Below are 18256 nucleotides of genomic sequence, written 5' to 3'. Positions count from 1 at the left end.
TCTCCGCTTAGCGGGAAGAGGGCGGCGTAGTACTCCATGGCGGATAAATGCGCACGGGTAACACCGGAATAACGAAAAGAAAGGCGACGGCAATAGCTGCCATCACGCGATAGAGATCCGCCGATGTCAGCACTACAGCCTGCTCGTGGATCCGATGCGCGAGTTCGCCGAGACCATGAACTGCATCGATGCTTTGGCCCGTAACCAGCGTGTTGTTGCCCAACCGGTCCACGAGCATGCTCGAATGAAAATGCTCGCGCGTCGTGCCCAGCCCTTCGATGAGACCGGTTGCCGCAGCGCCAGTAAACGTTTTGAGCGTGTTGAACATGGCCGAAGCAAACGGACCTTCCGTTGGCGGCAAGCCTGTCGTTACACCCATCAGGATTCCCATGATCACCATCGGTTGCGCAACGATCTGTAACGACTGAAGCCAGTAGAAGTTCTCGCGAATCCACTCGGAGGTCACGAAACTCCCCATGAAGCAGGAGGTGGCCATCAGCGAAAGGCCAATGGCCATGATCCAGCGGTGGTCGACCTGCCGCAGGTTCAGGACGGCGGCGGTCGCAGGCAGCGCAATCAATAGGGGAATGGCAAGCAGCAAGGACAGCGGCGTGGTTTGCAGCGGCCTGTAACCGTGAATCTGTGCGAGATACTGGCCGGGTATGGTGGCAACGCCCACCAGCAGCACAACTGCGCCTACCAGTGTCAGGAGCCCGTGCGCGAAGTTCCGGCGGGACAGCAGTTGCAGTTTGAAAAACGGCAGCGGATGAAACCACTCGTTGACAAGGAACGCCACGAACAACAGCGCCCCGCCATAAAACATCGTGGAGATAAACGTGCAATTCAGCCAGTCAAGGCGGTCGCCCTGCAGAAAGCCAATGACGAGCATGGCTACAGCGGGGTAGCCCAGTATGAATCCGCTCCAGTTAAACAAACGGAACCGTTCGAGTTTGGTGGGATCGGCCGGAAGTCCTTTGTAAATTGCCACGCAGCTCACTAAACCAAGCGGCACGATTTGCCAGAAGGCCATTTGCCAACCGACATATTCAGTCCACAAGGCGGCGAGCGGCGTGCCGAGCGCTGGGCCGAAGGTCGCAGTCAGCGCATAACCCGCGAGTCCATATAACTTGCTTTTCGGCGGAAGATAACGGAGTGCCACGATGATCAACATCGGCGGCAGACATCCGCCAGCCACGCCCTGCAGCGCACGCAACACATAAAGCGTATGCAGGTTCGGTGCAAAGGGACACAGGAATCCAAGAAACATCACGGCCAGCACGGCGCCGATCGTGAATCGCTTCAGCGTGAACGTCATCCCAAACCACGGAGCAAATACCATCGTGGCTACGTTTGCAGCCTCGAAGAGCGTGGTCAGCCATGTCCCGTCGTCACGTCCGATCGAGAACGCACCGCGAATATCAGTCAGCGCCACCGCGGTGACCTGTTCGTTCAATATCGCCAGTAGTGACGCCAGCAACATTCCGATCAGGCCGATCGCAAGGCGAAGTGGCAGCTTTGCTTCTGCGGACGTCTGCTGTACAGGCGTCTCTGTCACGCGTACAGAAACCGGCGCCGGCGATTGTGCGAGCTTCAGTTCCCGCGCGCCGGTTGTCCGTGGGTTGGCGGCGTTCATAAGGGTCTGGCCTCGGGCTGCGCCTCTGCAAAGTATTGAGGCGCCTCGCGACGATCGAACATTCCGTACTCCCGGACGATACGGATGTGCCGCAAGCGTACGCCCTCGGGCAGAGCAGCATTGCGCTCAAAGGCTTCAGCGGCTTCCAGGTCGGCCCATGTCGCCACCGCGATGACGTCGCCGGGCGTCATCAACGCGTCGAACGCATCCCACGCAAGGAGGCTGGATGCCCCTGTATCGAGTCCGAGTGACTTCGCGACTGCGTCTGCACCCGCTTGCTTGACCCAGTCCGGCGCGTACTTCGCGTCGAGCAGCGTTACTGCCTTACCCATTCCCGTTTCGGTCGTGTCGAGGCGTTGCTCGAGCAAGGTCTGCCCGGCAGGCACGCGCGTATCCGCGACGGTCTGGCCAATGCGCAGGCGATAGTCGGCAAACACACGATCACGCGCCGCCTGTTGCACCTTGTGATGGTTCGCCGTCACTCGCCAGCGTATCAGTGACTTTTCATCGCGCCAGCTCGATAGCGAGAGCAGCCATCCCTGGCGCGTCAGACTGGCGTAGCGGGTGTTGTCGACGAAGCCATCGATCGTTTCGAGCTCGGGGCGCAGCATCTTCGCCATGCCGAGATAGGCGTCGAATTGTTCGACTTCTGGATTGACTTCAAGCATTGCAGAAAACATGGATTCCCTCGTCTGGTTGAGGATGCCTAATGATGTGGCGGTACATGCAGCGCAGTGGTGATGGCGATCTTGCGGCGCGCGTCAGTACCCTGCATCGGGCGATCAGTCGATTTATTAACTGGCGACTGCAGCGCGATGCGTTACATCATTGTCGGAGATGGAACGAGGTTCTTAAAGTCCAAGTAGGCCGCGTATTGGGCCATTTCATGCGGGAATTTTGCCAGACTCCACGTGGATACCCTGGCAACGCGCAGATCAGGAAAATTTCACTGACGTGGAGTATCGCGAAAGGCCGAATCAGCCGGCGCGACTGCAAGACGAAGTTCCCGGTAGGCAATCACAAGCGCGTCGAGACTGAATGTCCGGTTCAGGCCGCTGGGGTTTGGCAACACCCATGCGCGGGCACCGCCGACCGTTGCCGGTTGTAGACCCCAATGGATGTCGCGAGTGCTCGACATTGCGGAGAGCGCCATCTTTCCGAGGAAGGCAACGCATTGCGGCGCATATCGTTCAATCTTCTGCTCGAATTCTGTCGCAGCCGCTTTGAACTCCCATTGTGATAGTTCGTCAGCTCGTGTGGTTGGACGCGACACGACGGTCGTCAGGCCACAACCGTACTGCAGGAGCGTGTGATCGTCCTCAGGAGAGATCTGTTCGGGAGTAAAACCCGCAAGATGAACGACCCGCCAGAACCGATTGCCTCTGCCGGCAAAGTGGCGGCCGGTGGATGCCGCAAGCGCGCCCGGATTGATTCCGCAAAACACCACCGATAAACCCGGTTCAAGGAGGTCGGGAACACATTGAAGTGGATCGGAGTGAGTCACGGATGGTGTACGCCTTGATTGGGAGCGGCTCCCACAAGCGCAACAGTTTGAGCCACCCCGTCAGAGTGGGCAAGCCACAAGAGGGTCGATTCCAGGTCAAACGTGTCCCGATTCTGGCCTGCGACGGTATATACCTGCGCTTCTCCACGCGAGAGGCGCTTGTGCAAACCTGGCCGGCCTCGGGTAGACCGGAAAGCTATCTCACGCTTCCATCTCTGCTATTTCGAGTTCCTCGTTGATATCGCCGGACGTCCACTGCTGTGTGCCTGCCGTGCCACGGAATCGTTGGCGATACTGTCTAGGCGTTACATTGAGCCGCCGGAAGAAAATTGCTCGCATATGCGTGGCGCTGTGAAAGCCACAGTTGAACGCCACGGTCTTGAGAGGCGCATCGGTTTCCTCGAGCAGCTTCCTCGCGGTGTCAACGCGCACCTGTTCGACAAACGCGGACGGCGTCACCTTTGCATACTTTGAAAACAGCCGCGAGAAGGTACGCCGGCTGACTGAAACCGCGCTCGCAAGCTGTTCGATCGATAGCGTATCGGTGATGTGCTCGGTCACGTATCCGAGCACCTTGCTGACGATCGGATCCTGGTCCTTCCGTACGCCAACGTAAGGGCTGTATTGAGACTGTCCGCCTTCTCGCTGGATGTAGACGACCAGACGTTTTGCAACTCGCACCGCAAGCTCGTGCCCCCAGTCTTCCGCCACGAGCGATAGACACAGGTCGATGCCTGCTGTCACGCCGGCAGAGGTAAAGAGGCGTCCATCGCGGATGAAAATCCTGTCGGGCTGCACACAAGCCTGCGGAAACTCGTCAGTGAGGCGGTCCGCATCGGCCCAGTGGGTCGTCACTTCCTTGCCGTCGAGCAGTCCGGCGTGCGCGAGCACAAATGCTCCGTTGCAAACGGAGCCAAACCGTGCCGCGCCGCGCGCCTGGTCTTGCAACCATGTCAGAAACTCGCTTCGTGGCTGGGCATCAGGCAACTGCGGTCCTCCTGCTATCAACAGCAGGTCGAATGGTGTGTCGAAGTCTGCATAGCCATAAGGAACTGAGAGTCCCATCCCGTTCGAGCAGGCCACGGTGCCCGCCTCATATCCGACGAGAGAGACCTGATATCGCTGATGCGCAGGCAGGAATGTGTTTGCTTCTGCGAACACGTCAAGGGGGCCAGCGACATCCAGCGCCTGCACACCGTCGAATATAACAATGCCGACTTTCATGCCGTGACCCTCATTGATTGTAAGCACGCCACCGTTGGGACGACACCGCGCCGCCCGGTGGGTGGCTTGCCTGCCGATTCGCGATACAAATGTGTCTTCGATGGACCGGAGTCTATAAGCGAAGCGCGGCGGGATAAAGCGTCCGTGCTGAAAGTCACTTGTTACATGGAGGATGGGTATGCAACCCGGGAAGGCTGGCAACGGTCCGTGCACGTGTGATGCGAGGGTCGCGTCACGCTCCACGCACTGTTCATGGCCGACGCGCATGCCGATCGCTGCTACGTGGCCCAAATCTCACCCCGATTGGCCTGGCACCGCGCCATCTGCGTATTCCAGTTGCCGTGCCGACTATCTATTCTTGATCTCATCAATGCGGCCGTGTCGACGTTCGGACCTGGCACCAATCGAGGACAGATTCATCATGCTAATGCAAAAACATCAAAGCTCTTTCCTGTTCGGGGGAAACGCCCCCTATGTCGAGGAGCAGTACGAACTTTACCTAGCTGACCCGGCGTCGGTCGCCGATGAGTGGCGCGCCTATTTCGACGCATTGCGTGAAACCCCCGCCATCGACGGGAGCGACCGCGATGACGAACCGCACGCGCCTGTTGTTTCCAGCTTCGTCGATCTCGGCAAGCGGTCGCGCGCCACCGGGATGACGCGCGATGACGGTCTTGCGATCGCCAGAAAACAGGTGGCGGTACAGTCGCTGATTGCTGCGTTCCGCATGGTCGGTACGCGCAAGGCGAAACTGGACCCGCTGATGTGGACTGCGCCGCAGGCTTCGGTCGAACTGACGCCAACGTTCTACGGCTTGTCGGCAGCAGACATGTTGACGCGATTCAGTACGGCCGACACGTTTCTTTTTGATGAAGACGCAACGTTGCACGATATCGTCGCGGCGCTCGAACAGACGTATTGCGGCACGCTGGGCGCCGAGTTCATGCATCTGACCGATGCCAGTGAGCGGCGCTGGTGGCAGATGCGGCTTGAGTCAACACGAGCGAGGCCTTCGTTTTCAGTCGCGGAGAAAAATCGGATTCTCGAACGTCTGACGGCCGCCGAAGGACTGGAGAAGTACCTTCACACCCGTTATGTCGGGCAAAAGCGATTCTCGCTCGAAGGCGCGGAGTCGTTGATCGTGCTGCTGGACGAACTCGTGCGCTATGGCGCGTCGAAGAAGGTCAGCAGCGTGGTGATGGGTATGGCGCACCGCGGCCGTTTGAACGTACTGATCAACATTGCTGGCAAGCCTTTGCGCGCGCTTTTTGACGAGTTCGACGGCAAGGATGGGGAGCATCTTCCGGCAGGCGACGTCAAGTACCACAAGGGCTATAGCAGTGTCACGCAGACGAGTGACGGACCAGTCGAAGTCGTGCTGGCATTCAATCCCTCACATCTGGAAATCGTCAACCCGGTTGTGCAGGGCATGGCACGCGCCAAAGGGGAAGCGTTAGGAAGAGGGGACGGCAGTGACGTGCTGCCCGTCGAAATTCACGGCGACGCGGCGATGTCCGGGCAAGGTGTTGTGATGGAGACGTTGAATCTTTCGTACACCCGCGGACACGGTACCGGCGGAACCGTCCACGTCGTCGTCAACAACCAGATCGGATTTACGACGTCGGATCCGCGCGATACGCGCTCGTCGTTCTATTGCACGGACGTCGCGAAGATGATCGAGGCACCGGTTCTGCACGTCAACGCCGACGACCCCGAAGCGGTGGCCATGACGGTGCGGCTCGCGCTCGACTATCGCAGCGCTTTCAGGCGCAGTGTGGTCATCGATCTCGTCTGCTTCCGCAAGCACGGACATCAGGAGCAGGACACGCCCAGCATCACGCAGCCCCTCATGTACGGTTCGATCGCCAGCCATCCAGGCGCGAGGACCGTTTACGCTGAACAGTTGATTCAGGAAGGCGTGGTGACGTCCGTACAGGTCGGCGACTACGTCAATGCTTATCGCGACGGTCTCGAGCTTGCGCGCAAAAGCGAGGCGCCTTCGGGCTCCGTCCAGCCAGACGAAATGCCGGCATGGCCGAAGTTTCTCGAGGACTATGCCGGCCCCGTCCACTATGGCCCTCCGTTGCCCGCGCAGGTGCATGCATGGGCGCAGCAGATATCGACCGTGCCGGACGGTGTTGAACTTCATCCGCTGGTCGGCAAGATGATGGCCGCGCGCCGCGAGATGGCGGCCGGAAGAAAGCCGGTCGATTGGGGGATGAGCGAGCACCTGGCATTCGCCTCGCTGCTGGCCGCTGGGGTGGATGTGCGCTTGAGCGGGCAGGACAGCGCGAGGGGGACGTTCAATCACCGTCACGCCGTTCTGCACAATCAAAAACGGACGAGCCGGTCGGAAGGCGTGTACATCCCGCTCGATCACGTCGACGAAGCACGAGGCCGGTTTACCGTGACGAATTCCATTCTCTCGGAGGCGGCCGTGCTGGCCTTCGAATATGGGTACTCGACGGTGAACCGCAACGCGCTCGTCATGTGGGAGGCCCAGTTTGGGGACTTCGCGAATGGTGCCCAGGTCGTGATCGACCAGTTCATCGCAGCGGGTGCGGCAAAGTGGGGGCAACTCAGCGGCTTGACTCTGTTGCTGCCACACGGGCAGGACGGGCAAGGTCCAGAACACGCGTCGGCGAGGCTCGAGCGATACCTGCAACTCTGCGCGCAGGACAACATGCGGGTCGTCCAGCCGACGACGCCTGCGCAACTGTTTCATTTACTGAGGATGCAAGCGGTTGTCTTCGATCGCCGGCCGCTCGTTGTGATGACGCCGAAGTCGCTGTTGCGTCATCCGGAAGCAGTAAGCACGCTCGACGAGTTGGCCAGGGGCGCGTTCCGTGAGGTCCTGGGCGACACACAGGTCGAGCCGTGGCGGGCGTCGAGCGTGGAGCGCGTCATCGTATCTTCGGGCAAGGTCTACTTCGAACTGCTCGAGCACCGCCGCAAGTCTGGTGTTGAAGATATACCGCTCATCCGTGCCGAACAGCTGTATCCGTTTCCGTCCCGGCAGTTGGCTGCGGAGTTTGCGCGCTATCCGAATCTGAAGACGGTGGTCTGGTGTCAGGAGGAGTCGCGCAACCAGGGTGCGTGGAGTTTCATCGAGCCACAGTTGCGTGAGATTCTGCCTTCGACCGCGCAACTGCAGTATGCGGGGCCGCTCGCATCCGCATCGACTGCGCCGGGTTACCACTCGGCACATGCGGCAAGACAGGCGGCGCTTATTTCGAGTGCATTCGCGGAGTATGCGAGCCAGCCATGACCCGAAACCCAAACGCTGTTTCAGACGCCTTCCGGAAACCATCGCTTGCCGGCGAATCGATGTCGGGCGCCGACATCATCCTGCACGTGCTCAGCGAACAGAGCGTCGATACGGTATTCGGCTATAGCGGCGGCGCGATCTTGCCGACGTACGATGCTGTCTTTCGTTTCAATGAAATGCACGCGGAGAATCCCGGGCGCCAGATCAACCTGGTTGTACCATGGCCAAGGTACATTGGAGTTTCGAGGCTACTCCGACCGTCTTCGAAAGGTTGCCAAAGGCGCCCGTCTGGAAGAGGACAAGCGCAGCGAATTTTTCGATCTGCTGGCGCGGAGCAAGCGACCGCTGCTGTATGCCGGCGGCGGCATTATTGCGGCCGGCGCGACGGCTGAACTGCGTCAGTTTGCCGAGCGCTACAGGATCCCCGTGGTGACCACGTTGATGGGTCTTGGTGCACTCTCCGTGAAACACGAACTGGGGCTTGGCATGCTGGGCATGCACGGCATGGCCTGTGCGAACTACGCGGTGGAAGATTGTGACTTCCTGATCGCGGTGGGTGCCCGGTTTGACGACCGGGTGGCCGGTGGCCGCCCTGACGCATTTGCTCCTGGGGCGCAGTACGTCGCGCATATCGACATCGATGAGGCGGAGATCAACAAGGTCAAACGGGCGCACTGGACCCATGTAGGCGACGCGAAGGATGCCTTGCTGTCACTGATGAAGCACGGTCCTGTCGCGCAAGCGCCTTTGGACTGGCTCGATCATATAAGGGAATTGAAGCGGGTCTACGGTATGAACTATGACCGGAGCAATCCCGCCATTCAGCCGCAATTCGTTGTCGAAAAGCTCAGTGAAATTACCGGCGGGCGAGCAATCATCTCCACTGGCGTCGGCCAGCATCAGATGTGGGCTGCGCAATTTTTCGACTTCGTCGAGCCGCGAAGTTTTCTTACTTCGGGGAGTATGGGCACGATGGGCTTCGGGCTGCCCGCCGCGATTGGTGCCCAACTGGCGCGACCAGATGCCCTCGTGATCGATATCGATGGTGACGGCAGCATTCGCATGAATATTGGCGACCTGGAGACGGCAACCACTTACGGCGTGCCCGTCAAAGTCCTGCTGCTCAACAATCTCGGTGACGGGATGATCCGGCAGTGGCAGCGTCTCTTTTACGAGGGGCGATTGTGCGTGAGCGATAAGTCGCTTCATCGCAAGGATTTTGTCATGGCGGCTCGGGCCGACGGGTTTGAGTTTGCCTGTCGCGTTGAAGCAAAGAGCGAACTTGAGGACAAACTGAAGGCTTTCGTGGAATTTGACGGACCGGCTTTCCTCGAGGTGATGGTCGACCAGGACGCTGATGTGTTTCCGATGGTGGGGCCGGGGCAAACCTACTCGAACATGATCACCGGGCCGTTTATCCCGTCCCGGTCCGAGCGAGAACCCGGAGAGAAGGGCGCAGAGCGTCAAGCGGTTGCGGATATGTTCTAGCCGTATTCCTGCTACGCACCTCGACATGTAAAGAACGACGTAACTACAAGCGATGGATAAGATTTCCGCAATGAAGGTGTACGTGAAGGTGGTCGAAGCGACTAACTTCACGAGGGCTGCCGAAGTTCTGCATACGTCGGCAGTCTATGTGACCCGTATGGTTCAGGCCCTTGAGTCGGATCTGGGCGTGAAACTTCTTATCCGAACAACCCGCCGAAGCAAGCCGACCGATGCGGGCCTTCGCTACTACGAACGTTGCGTCGCGTTGCTTCGGGATTTGGATGAAATGGACGCCGACGCTCAGGCTTCCAGGGGAAACAAAAGCGGAATAGTCCGCGTCAGCATGCCCTCGCTAGTTGCGAAGTCGACCGTTATCCTGGAGCTGCCGAAATTTTTCGCCAGCAATCCGGATATTCGACTGGACATCCGCATTGCCGATCAACACTCCGATCTGATCGAAGAGGGGCTCGACTGTGCGGTGCGCGTGGGAACGGTGAGCGAACCTGGACTGGTTGCCAAAACGGTGGGGCATTACAAAACGCTGACCTACGCGTCGCCCGAATATATCCGGGCCTATGGTGAGCCTTTCACCCTGGATGACCTCGGCGATCATGTCGGCGTGAATTACGCCATGAAGTCAGGCCGTATCAGAAGTTGGGAGTTTCTCGAGGGGAACGAGCTCCGTTCTGTTCCGCTGAAGAGCGCGATCCTGGTTAACGACGCAGATACCTACGTGGCGTGTGGGCTTGCGGGCCTCGGATTGATACAGGGGAGCACTTTCATTCTCGACGCTCATGTGCGAGCCGGCCGATTGAGCAAGGTGCTGAGAGACTATCCGTTGAATCCCCGCCCTGTGTCCGTTGTGTATATGCCTAATCGAACCAAGCCACGGCGGGTCGACATTTTTATCGACTGGTTAGTTGATTTGTATTCGATTCACCGTGCTGATCAGAGCTGATTTGCGTCAGCCCTCGATGACATCGGAGTCGGTTGGCACGCCGTGCTCGGGCGACATCTACTGTGCATTCCGCTCTATCGAAAACGACTCGGCCAGAGCTTTGTTGCAGGAATGATTATCGATAACGCCTCAATTCACATTCGGGGCAAGTGGCGAAATCAGGAAAGGCATCTCCAACTATTGGCGCGCATGCCTGCGTTCCTGATTTAATTATCGCTATTCCGTGCAATGATAAGCTTAAGTTAAGGTCATTTATAAAACAATTGAATGTCTTGTGGATATGCTGGATAAAAACATATCATTCATAAGGGTATGCGTGAAAATAATAAATGCAGTTGAAATTACTCGAGATGAATAAAGCGTACACAGCACCACCGCGCACGGCGCCTACGCGGGCCACCACACGCGCGACGCGGAGTCATTGTTGAGAAAACGGCAATGCAACAAGGCCCGTGGCGGATTCTCTCTTCAAAATTTCGAATAATCTTTTATTTCACTTTTTCGTCATGGGGTTTGCAATCGCTCTGCGGAACAATTCGTGTTTGCTGTCAATTTTATTTTTGTAATTTTTATTTTCAAAGAGAATTCAGTGGCTATTGAAATGATAGGAAAAAGAGATTGGATAATCGAATGTCTGAGTAATAGGATTCCTCCGGTTTCCCCCTGAACCAGGAATACAACGTGAAAATACTGAAGACACAGATTGCAGCAAGCATTTTCTCGATCGTCTCGGCAATGGCGATCGCTCAACCGGCGTATGCCGTGGATATGACCCAGGATAGCGGGTCGCCTGTCGGCGACAACCAGAACTCCCAGACGGCGGGCCCCGAAGGTCCGGTGCTTTTGCAGGACTCTCATCTCATCGAGAAACTGCAGCGCTTCGACCGCGAGCGCATACCCGAGCGCGTCGTGCATGCGCGTGGCACAGGTATCTATGGCGAGTTCGTGCCGACTACAGACATCAGCTCCCTCACCTCTGCCCAGGTGTTCACGCCTGGATCGAAGACTCCGGTCTTCGTTCGATTCTCGACGGTGATGGGCTATCGCGGCTCGCCCGAGCAGGCACGAGACCCGCGCGGTTTCGCTATCAAGTTCTACACGCAGCAAGGCAACTGGGACATGGTCGGCATCAACTGGCCGATCTTCTTCATTCGGGACGCCATCAAGTTTCCTGACTTCGTGCATGCGAACAAACCATCGGCGGTGACTGGCGTGCAGGATCCGAATCTGGCGTTCGACTTTTTCGCCCATTCGCCCGAAGCGACGAACATGCTGACGCACCTCTACACGGACGAGGGCATGCCGGATTCGTATCGCCACATGGACGGCTACGGCGTGCACGCCTTCAAGTTCGTCAATGCAAAAGGTGAAGTTCACTACGTGAAGTTTCACTGGAAGAGCCGTCAGGGTGTCGAAGGCATTCGTCCCCAGGATATCCCGCATTCGATCGGCGCGGACTGGAATCTGATGACTAATGACCTGTACAACTCGGTCAAGGCGCGTTCGTATCCACAGTGGGACCTTTACATCCAGGTGCTCTCGCCGAAGGATCTGGACAAATTCGATTTCGATGCGCTGGATGACACGAAGGTGTGGCCGTCGTCCATCCCGGAGCAGAAGGTGGGCACGATGACGCTCAACCGCGTTCCGGACAACTATTTCGAGTCCACGGAAGAATCGGCTTTCGCGCCGTCGCGGCTCGTGCCGGGGATCGAGCCTTCCGAGGACCGGATGTTGCAGGGTCGCCTGTTCTCCTATGCCGATACGCAGATGTATCGCCTCGGCCCGAACTACAACCAGTTGCCGATCAACCGCCCGGTCGTTCAGGTCCACAACAACAACCAGGACGGCTTCATGAATGAGGGGGATCGAAAGGGCGAAGTGAACTACGAGCCATCCGGAGTCGCCGAAATCTCACAGCAGGACAAGTACAAGTCCGTACAGACGCCGCTGAAGGGGACAACCCAGCAAAGAGCGATCCACAAGACGCTCGACTTCCGTCAGGCCGGCGAGTATTACCGGACGCTGTCCGAGACCGGCAAGACAGATCTGATCACGGCGCTGTCGGGCGACCTTGGCCGCGTGACCAACGACGCGAACAAGTACGCAATGCTCTCGTACTTCTATAAGGCTGATGCCGACTACGGTACCCGTCTCGCGCGTGCGACCAACGCGGATGTCACCCGTGTGAAGGATGCGGCCGCACACCTGAGCGATAACTGAAGCATGCACGGGAGCCTGCGCAAGCAGGCTTCCCAACAAATGACTAAACAGGCTTTCTTACGGAGAACGTAATGCAATGCTCTTTCACTGCCCGGCGCCTTGTTCGGACCGTGGCGGTCGCCACCCTGGCCGCACTGTTGACGGCGAGTTGCGCACAGCATGTGTATCAGCCGGGAACGTATTCGGCCGTGACGGACACGCCGCGTTTCACCGAAGACTGGTTTGTCGCGGCGCGTGCGGGACGCACGGATATCGTTCAGGCGTTGATCGACGCGCATTTCCCGCTCGAGACAACAACGCCCGAAGGCTATACCGCGCTGATCCTTAGCGCGTATGACAATCACCCGGAGACATTGAAGGCGCTTCTTTCTGCAGGCGCCAACGCTTGCGCCGCCGACCGGCATGGCAACACGGCACTGATGGGGGCGCTCTTCAAAGGCGAGACGAATATTGCAACGATGTTGCTCGACACGCATTGCGACATCGATCAAACCAACAACGCGGGGGAAACGGCATTGTCGTTTGCCGCGCTATTCGGCCGACTCGATATGATTCCGGTGCTTGTCGCGCACGGCGCCAACGCGAATCATGTCGATGCGCGCGGCGGGACCGCGTTGCAAATGGCGATCGCACAACACAACCCGGCTGCGGAGGATGCATTGCGGCACGCCGGCGCGACACAATGAGACGTGGCGGATAAACCGCCGATCACGCCCGCTTCAACAACGCACTATCCACCGTCGGCGCTGCCTGGCATCGCCTACCTGCGCACGCCGTTCATGCTCTTGCCTGCCCAGACGGGGCGCCCCGTAATCGCGAGCGCCGCCGCGCCGATTGAATGGAGCATGAAGGTGCGTCGATGGGTTCGCATGTTCGATGGCTCCCTGTCACGCTACGAGCACACGTTCCGGGGGCGCCATGAATTCCGGCCCAACGGGATCCTTGACGAACTGCGCGACAATCGCGTCAATTTGCTCGAACGCCTTCTCGTCGAGGCGCCAGCCGAACACATCTTCGATCCCGTCCAACTGCGCCGGACGACGTGCGCCCCACAGCGCGATCGTCGGGCCGCGATCGAGCACCCAGCGCACCGCCAGTGCGAGCACCGACTTGTCGAAGTTATCGCGCGCGAACACGTTCAGCGCTTTCACGGCCGCGACATACTGCTCGCGACGCGGCTCGCGAAACTTCGGGTCGCGCTGGCGCAGATCGTCGCCCTCGAAACGCGTCTCGACACCGATGCGCCCCGCCAGCAGCCCGCGGCATAATGCCCCATAGGCAAGCGCGACGAGCCCATGCTGTTTTGCGTACGGCAGCACGTCGCGATCGATATCGCGCTCGAACAGGTTGTACGGCGGTTGCGTGGTCGACAGCGGCGCCACGCGCCGGAACGCATCCATTTGCGCAGGCGAGAAGTTGCTGACGCCCAGCGCCCGTACCTTGCCTTCCTTGCGCAGATCGTCGAGCACCGCGGCGGTTTCTTCGATCGGCACCAGCGGATCGGGCCAGTGGACCTGATACAGATCGATGTAATCTGTCCGCAAGCGCCGAAGCGTATCCTCTACTTCTTGACGAATGCGCTCTGGCGACGAATTGCGGAACACCGCACCGTCGTGCCATTCCAATGCGACCTTGGTCGCGATGACCGCCTTGTGCCGATATCCATCGGCCAACGCCTTGCCGACAATCTCCTCCGATGCGCCGAAGCCGTACACCGGCGCTGTGTCGATCAGATTGACCCCGCTGTCGAGCGCCCGGCGGATCACCGCGATCGAGTCTTTCTCATCGGTGCCGCCCCACATCCATCCGCCGATCGCCCAGGTGCCAAGGCCGATGCGTGAGACGGGGGTCGTTAAACCTTCAATTGCGATTGTTTCAATAGTCATGTGAAGCTCTCTAATCAAAGCACTACGTAAAGCACCACATCCGGGTCGAATGCGATCTGACTAACGGCGACGTGCCCATCGGACGGGCAGGAGAGCCGATTATTTCAGCGGCATCCGGCGATCACAAGAAGGCACCTGACGGTTTCATACTTTCCCCATGGAAACTAATTGCTACGACGGCGCTTACGCGCACGACAATCCGCAAAAAAAAACCGATGACCTGGCGCGGAACATCATCGAGCAGATCGCGGACAAGTGGACGATCCTCGTCATCGACGCGCTCGGTACGCACGGCGAGATGCGTTTTTCGCGGCTGCGCGAAGTGGTGGAGGGCGTGAGCCAGAAAATGCTCACCAAGACATTGCGACAGCTTGAGCGTGACGGCCTCGTCACGCGCTACGTGCATCCGGTGATCCCGCCGCGGGTCGACTATCAGCTGACGCCGCTGGGGCGGAGCCTGCTCGACAAGATCTGCGGGATATGGGATTGGGTCGAAGTCCATATGAGCGAAATGGAATTGGCGCGGCGCGAGTTCGACCACGGCGAAAAGCGGGTCGATCACCTGCGCCCGCGTGATGTGCCGATCGCTTAGCGCCGCCGTCGTAATGCGAGGTCGAAGCTGACCGCCACTGTCGAGCCGCCAGCAAGGCCGTGAGAAATTGCCCATAATTGCGCGCAGTCTTCGAGCAACCGTTGGGACGTTTCATGAAAGCAGATTCTGTCACACCGCGATCCCCGATCGCATTTCTGGCTGTCGCGTTGACGTTCGCGATCAACATGATGGGCACAACGCTACCGACGGCAATCTATCGGTACTACCAACTGCAGTATGGTTTTACCCCGACCATCATCACGGTGATCTATGCCTCGTATGCAATCGGGGTGCTGGGTGCACTGCTACTGGTCGGCAACTGGTCCGATCAGCTCGGCCGTCGTCGCATGCTACTGGCCGGACTGTTTGCGTCGGCCGCATCAGCGCTGATGTTCCTGCTCAGCGACGGGCTGGCGCTGCTGATGCTCGGCCGCCTGTTGTCGGGAATCTCCGCCGGCATCTTCACAGGAACCGCCACCGTAGCTGTGATCGAACTCGCGCCGCCTGCGTGGCGCGGCAAAGCCATGCTCGCGGCTACGGCGTCCAATATGCTCGGGCTGGGTTGTGGTCCTTTGCTAAGCGGCATCCTCGTCGAACTATTCCCCTGGCCGATGCGCCTGCCCTATGCCGCGCATCTCGCGTTGGTGGGTGTCGCCGCGCTGGTCGTCCTTGGCGTGCCGGAGACCGCTACGATGTCTGCGCGCGTGAAGCTCGGCATCCAGAAAATTTCGCTTCCTGCCGAAGTACGCCGTGCGTTTATTCCTGCCGCGCTGGCGGGGTTTGCCGGTTTCGTCGTGGTGGGCTTCTTTGCGGCTGTCGCTCCACAACTGATTCGGGTCGTACTCGGTTTTCACAGCGGCATCGTGACTGGCGCGATCGTGTTCCTGCTGTTCGCGTGCTCCGCACTCGGGCAAATCGTGCAGACGGTCATTACTGCCCGATGGAGGCAAGCGGCTGGCTGCGTTGGACTCGTCGTGGGACTGATATGTGTTGGTCTGTGCGTGCCGGAGCGCTCGCTCGGTGCGCTTTTGCTCGGCACCGCCCTGGCAGGAATCGGGCAAGGCATCAGCTTTCGCGCCGGGTTGGGCGAGATCGCGTCCGCGGCGCCGGCGCACAGGCGAGCGGAAGTCACGTCCAGCTTTTTCCTCGTGCTTTATGTGGCGATCTCACTACCTGTGATCGGCCTTGGCATCGCCGTGCAGCTCGCCGACATTCAACGCGCGACGTTGCTCTTCGTTGGCTTGACGATAGTGCTTGTGCTTATCGCGCTGCTCCTGCTGATGCGTGAGCAGGCGGATACGGGGCAAGATTCGCGAGTGATCGGTGACTGAACACGAAGCCGCTCGAATTCGGCAGCGCTATACTTTGCTGACGTCCGCCAACACGTGCCATCACCCCCTGTTCCATGACTGAAAATGTCCAGTTCCAGCAAGTGTCCGAGATACCCGGCCTGGTGCTGAGTACCGCACACTTTGCGGATTTCAGTTTCGACCGCCATTTTCACCTCGATTTCCACGTCGGGTTGGTGACGGACGGGGTGCAGCGCCAGAGAGTTAACGGAAAGAGCGTACTGCACGCACCCGGGACTGTCGTTCTGATGCCGCCAGGCGAGATTCACGATGGAATCGTGGAGGACGGCAGCCAATCCACGCTCAAGACTTTCCGCCTTTCGCGCGAACTCGTTGCAAGCGTGGCGGAGGAGATCAGCGGCCTTCATCGCGAGCCGGAATTCGCCGGCGCCTTGCTTGAGGATCCGTTGCTCGCGGGCCATCTTCTTCGACTGCACGATGCGATGCGACGGTGCAACGCCGCGAGCAGTCTCGAGATGCAGACGGAATGGCTCACGTTGCTGGAATGCCTGTTGAGTCAATCGCGCGCGATCGTGCCTGAAACGGTCCAGGGCTCGCTCTCGCGCATTCAGTGGGAACGCGTCAGAGACTACTGCTTCAGTCATCTCAGCGACAAGATCACGTTGGACGAATTGGCCGCGTTGTGCTCACTCGGCAGGTTCCAGTTCCTCAAGCAATTCAAGCAGACCGTGGGGATGACGCCTCACGCGTGGTTGCTCCGTCTTCGTCTCGAGCGGGCTTGTGCGCTTTTGTCGCGAAGCTCGCAAGCGATCGCAACAGTCGCTCAGGAAGTCGGGTTCTACGATCAAAGCCACTTCAATCGCGCTTTCCGGCAGGCATACGGCGTCGCGCCGTCGTGCTACAGGGCGTAAGACGCGCAGTTGGCGGCAGAGCACGAGGTTCAGCGCAATCTCGCCCTGTGGCTGCGCGACTGATCAATTTTTTACAAGTCCGGCGGCCTCACTCGACATAGGATGCGCCAATCCGGGGGGAAGTTCTCCTCCCGTCGAGTTGAGGATAGGACAATGGACAGCAGTAATCGATCACACGTTGCCAGGGCGCCGGCTCTGGGTTTTACGAGCGATAACATCGCGGGCGCGTCGCCAGAGGTAATTGAAGCCATCGCGGCGAGCAGCGCCGGGCAAGCGAGCCCATATGGAGGAGATGAGTTCACTGCCCGCGTCGAACGCAAACTGAGCGAAATCTTCGAGCGCGAAGTCGACGTGTTTCTCGTGCCGACCGGCACCGCCGCCAACTCCTTGTGCCTGAGCGCGATGACGCCGCCTTGGGGCAACATCTATTGCCATCCGTCGAGCCATATCAACAACGACGAATGCGGCGCGCCCGCGTGGTACACGAATGGCGCGAAGCTGGTCACCGTGGACGGGCAATCAGCGAAGATAGACCCCGCAAGTCTTCATGGCGCGGCTCGCGTGAAGGTAGGCGACGTGCATTCGACGCAGCCGTCCTGCGCGAGCATCACGCAGGCGACGGAAGAGGGTGGCGTGTACACACTGGCCGAGATCGAAGCGCTGGGGGACGTCTGCAAGGCATCTTCCATCAAACTTCATATGGATGGCTCACGATTCGCCAATGCGCTAGTGTCCCTCGGCTGTTCGCCTGCGGAGATGACGTGGAAGGCCGGGGTCGATGCCTTGTCGTTCGGCGCGACCAAGAATGGTGTGTTCGCAGCGGAAGCGATCGTGCTGTTCGATGCATCCCTTGCACCCGAAATGGGCTACCGTCGCAAGCGCGCGGGCCATCTGTTCTCGAAGATGCGCTTTCTTTCGGCGCAGATCGACGCGTACTTGACCGACGATCTCTGGTTGCGCAACGCACGCCAGGCCAACGACGCCGCGCAGCACCTGAGCCGAGGACTCGCGGGGTTGAGCGGCGTTGAGGTGCTCGGCGCGACTGGGGCCAACATTATCTTCTGTCGATTGCCTTCCGTGGCCATCCAATCGCTGCTTCAGGCGGGATTCGGGTTCTATCACGATCGTTGGGAACAAAACGTTGTGCGGTTCGTGACTTCCTTCTCCACCACGATTGAGGATGTCGACAATTTGCTGGCGCATGTGACGCGCGCGGTGCCGGCGCACGGCGTTTGACAGGAGCAGATCGCGCGTGCCAC

At 59.1% G+C, this 18256-nt stretch carries 13 protein-coding genes and 1 pseudogene; 9 read left to right on the top strand and 5 right to left on the bottom strand.

Features of this window, described 5'->3' with window-relative positions:
• Nucleotides 1-7 precede the first annotated feature (7 nt).
• From M0D64_RS00350 to M0D64_RS00335, 4 genes are all read right to left on the bottom strand, one after another.
• A complete protein-coding gene (locus M0D64_RS00350) occupies nt 8-1480 on the bottom strand; it encodes an MFS transporter (protein WP_233468758.1) in 1473 nt (490 codons plus the stop codon).
• Between the two features lie 149 nt (nt 1481-1629).
• Nucleotides 1630-2313, bottom strand: coding sequence for an antibiotic biosynthesis monooxygenase (locus M0D64_RS00345; protein WP_171925830.1), 684 nt, complete (start codon nt 2311-2313; stop codon nt 1630-1632).
• 266 nt (nt 2314-2579) lie between these two features.
• The gene (gene mug, locus M0D64_RS00340; RefSeq protein WP_266256249.1) at nt 2580-3137 is read right to left on the bottom strand and encodes a G/U mismatch-specific DNA glycosylase; all 558 of its coding nucleotides are present in this window, start codon (nt 3135-3137) and stop codon (nt 2580-2582) included.
• Between the two features lie 201 nt (nt 3138-3338).
• Nucleotides 3339-4361: a GlxA family transcriptional regulator gene (locus tag M0D64_RS00335; RefSeq protein WP_266256480.1), complete on the bottom strand. Its 1023-nt coding sequence runs from the start codon at nt 4359-4361 to the stop codon at nt 3339-3341.
• A gap of 421 nt (nt 4362-4782) precedes the next feature.
• Here M0D64_RS00335 and M0D64_RS00330 point away from each other — a divergent pair, with 421 nt between their 5' ends.
• From M0D64_RS00330 to M0D64_RS00310, 5 genes and pseudogenes are all read left to right on the top strand, one after another.
• Complete coding sequence (locus M0D64_RS00330) at nt 4783-7629, top strand: 2-oxoglutarate dehydrogenase E1 component (protein ID WP_266256248.1); 2847 nt, start codon at nt 4783-4785, stop codon at nt 7627-7629.
• Nucleotides 7630-7688: 59 nt separating this feature from the next.
• Nucleotides 7689-9117, top strand: a pseudogene (locus tag M0D64_RS00325) (thiamine pyrophosphate-dependent enzyme).
• Nucleotides 9118-9169: 52 nt separating this feature from the next.
• Nucleotides 9170-10075: a LysR family transcriptional regulator gene (locus tag M0D64_RS00320; protein WP_266256247.1), complete on the top strand. Its 906-nt coding sequence runs from the start codon at nt 9170-9172 to the stop codon at nt 10073-10075.
• A 735-nt stretch (nt 10076-10810) separates the two neighbouring features.
• Nucleotides 10811-12298: a catalase gene (locus M0D64_RS00315; RefSeq protein WP_266256479.1), complete on the top strand. Its 1488-nt coding sequence runs from the start codon at nt 10811-10813 to the stop codon at nt 12296-12298.
• A 71-nt stretch (nt 12299-12369) separates the two neighbouring features.
• Entirely contained in the window at nt 12370-12984 is a 615-nt protein-coding gene (locus M0D64_RS00310; protein ID WP_266256246.1) for an ankyrin repeat domain-containing protein, read from the top strand.
• 201 nt (nt 12985-13185) lie between these two features.
• Here the strand turns inward: M0D64_RS00310 and M0D64_RS00305 are convergent, their stop codons facing one another.
• The gene (locus tag M0D64_RS00305; RefSeq protein ID WP_154557842.1) at nt 13186-14184 is read right to left on the bottom strand and encodes an aldo/keto reductase; all 999 of its coding nucleotides are present in this window, start codon (nt 14182-14184) and stop codon (nt 13186-13188) included.
• 157 nt (nt 14185-14341) lie between these two features.
• Between M0D64_RS00305 and M0D64_RS00300 the strand changes: the two genes are divergently transcribed.
• The 4 genes from M0D64_RS00300 to M0D64_RS00285 all read left to right on the top strand — a co-directional run bounded on the left by M0D64_RS00300 (nt 14342) and on the right by M0D64_RS00285 (nt 18233).
• Nucleotides 14342-14776, top strand: a complete 435-nt coding sequence (locus tag M0D64_RS00300) for a helix-turn-helix domain-containing protein (RefSeq protein ID WP_093635082.1) — start codon at nt 14342-14344, stop codon at nt 14774-14776.
• 113 nt (nt 14777-14889) lie between these two features.
• Nucleotides 14890-16107 (top strand): MFS transporter, encoded by a 1218-nt coding sequence (locus M0D64_RS00295; RefSeq protein WP_266256245.1) that lies wholly within the window; start codon nt 14890-14892, stop codon nt 16105-16107.
• Nucleotides 16108-16181: 74 nt separating this feature from the next.
• Nucleotides 16182-16997, top strand: coding sequence for an AraC family transcriptional regulator (locus tag M0D64_RS00290; RefSeq protein ID WP_266256244.1), 816 nt, complete (start codon nt 16182-16184; stop codon nt 16995-16997).
• Between the two features lie 153 nt (nt 16998-17150).
• Nucleotides 17151-18233, top strand: a complete 1083-nt coding sequence (locus M0D64_RS00285; protein WP_266256243.1) for a low specificity L-threonine aldolase — start codon at nt 17151-17153, stop codon at nt 18231-18233.
• Nucleotides 18234-18256 lie beyond the last annotated feature (23 nt).

The sequence above is a fragment of the Paraburkholderia sp. WS6 genome (assembly GCF_030464835.1).
In the GTDB taxonomy this organism is placed as follows: Bacteria; Pseudomonadota; Gammaproteobacteria; order Burkholderiales; family Burkholderiaceae; genus Paraburkholderia; species Paraburkholderia madseniana.
This window is presented reverse-complemented; position numbering and strand designations above follow the sequence as displayed.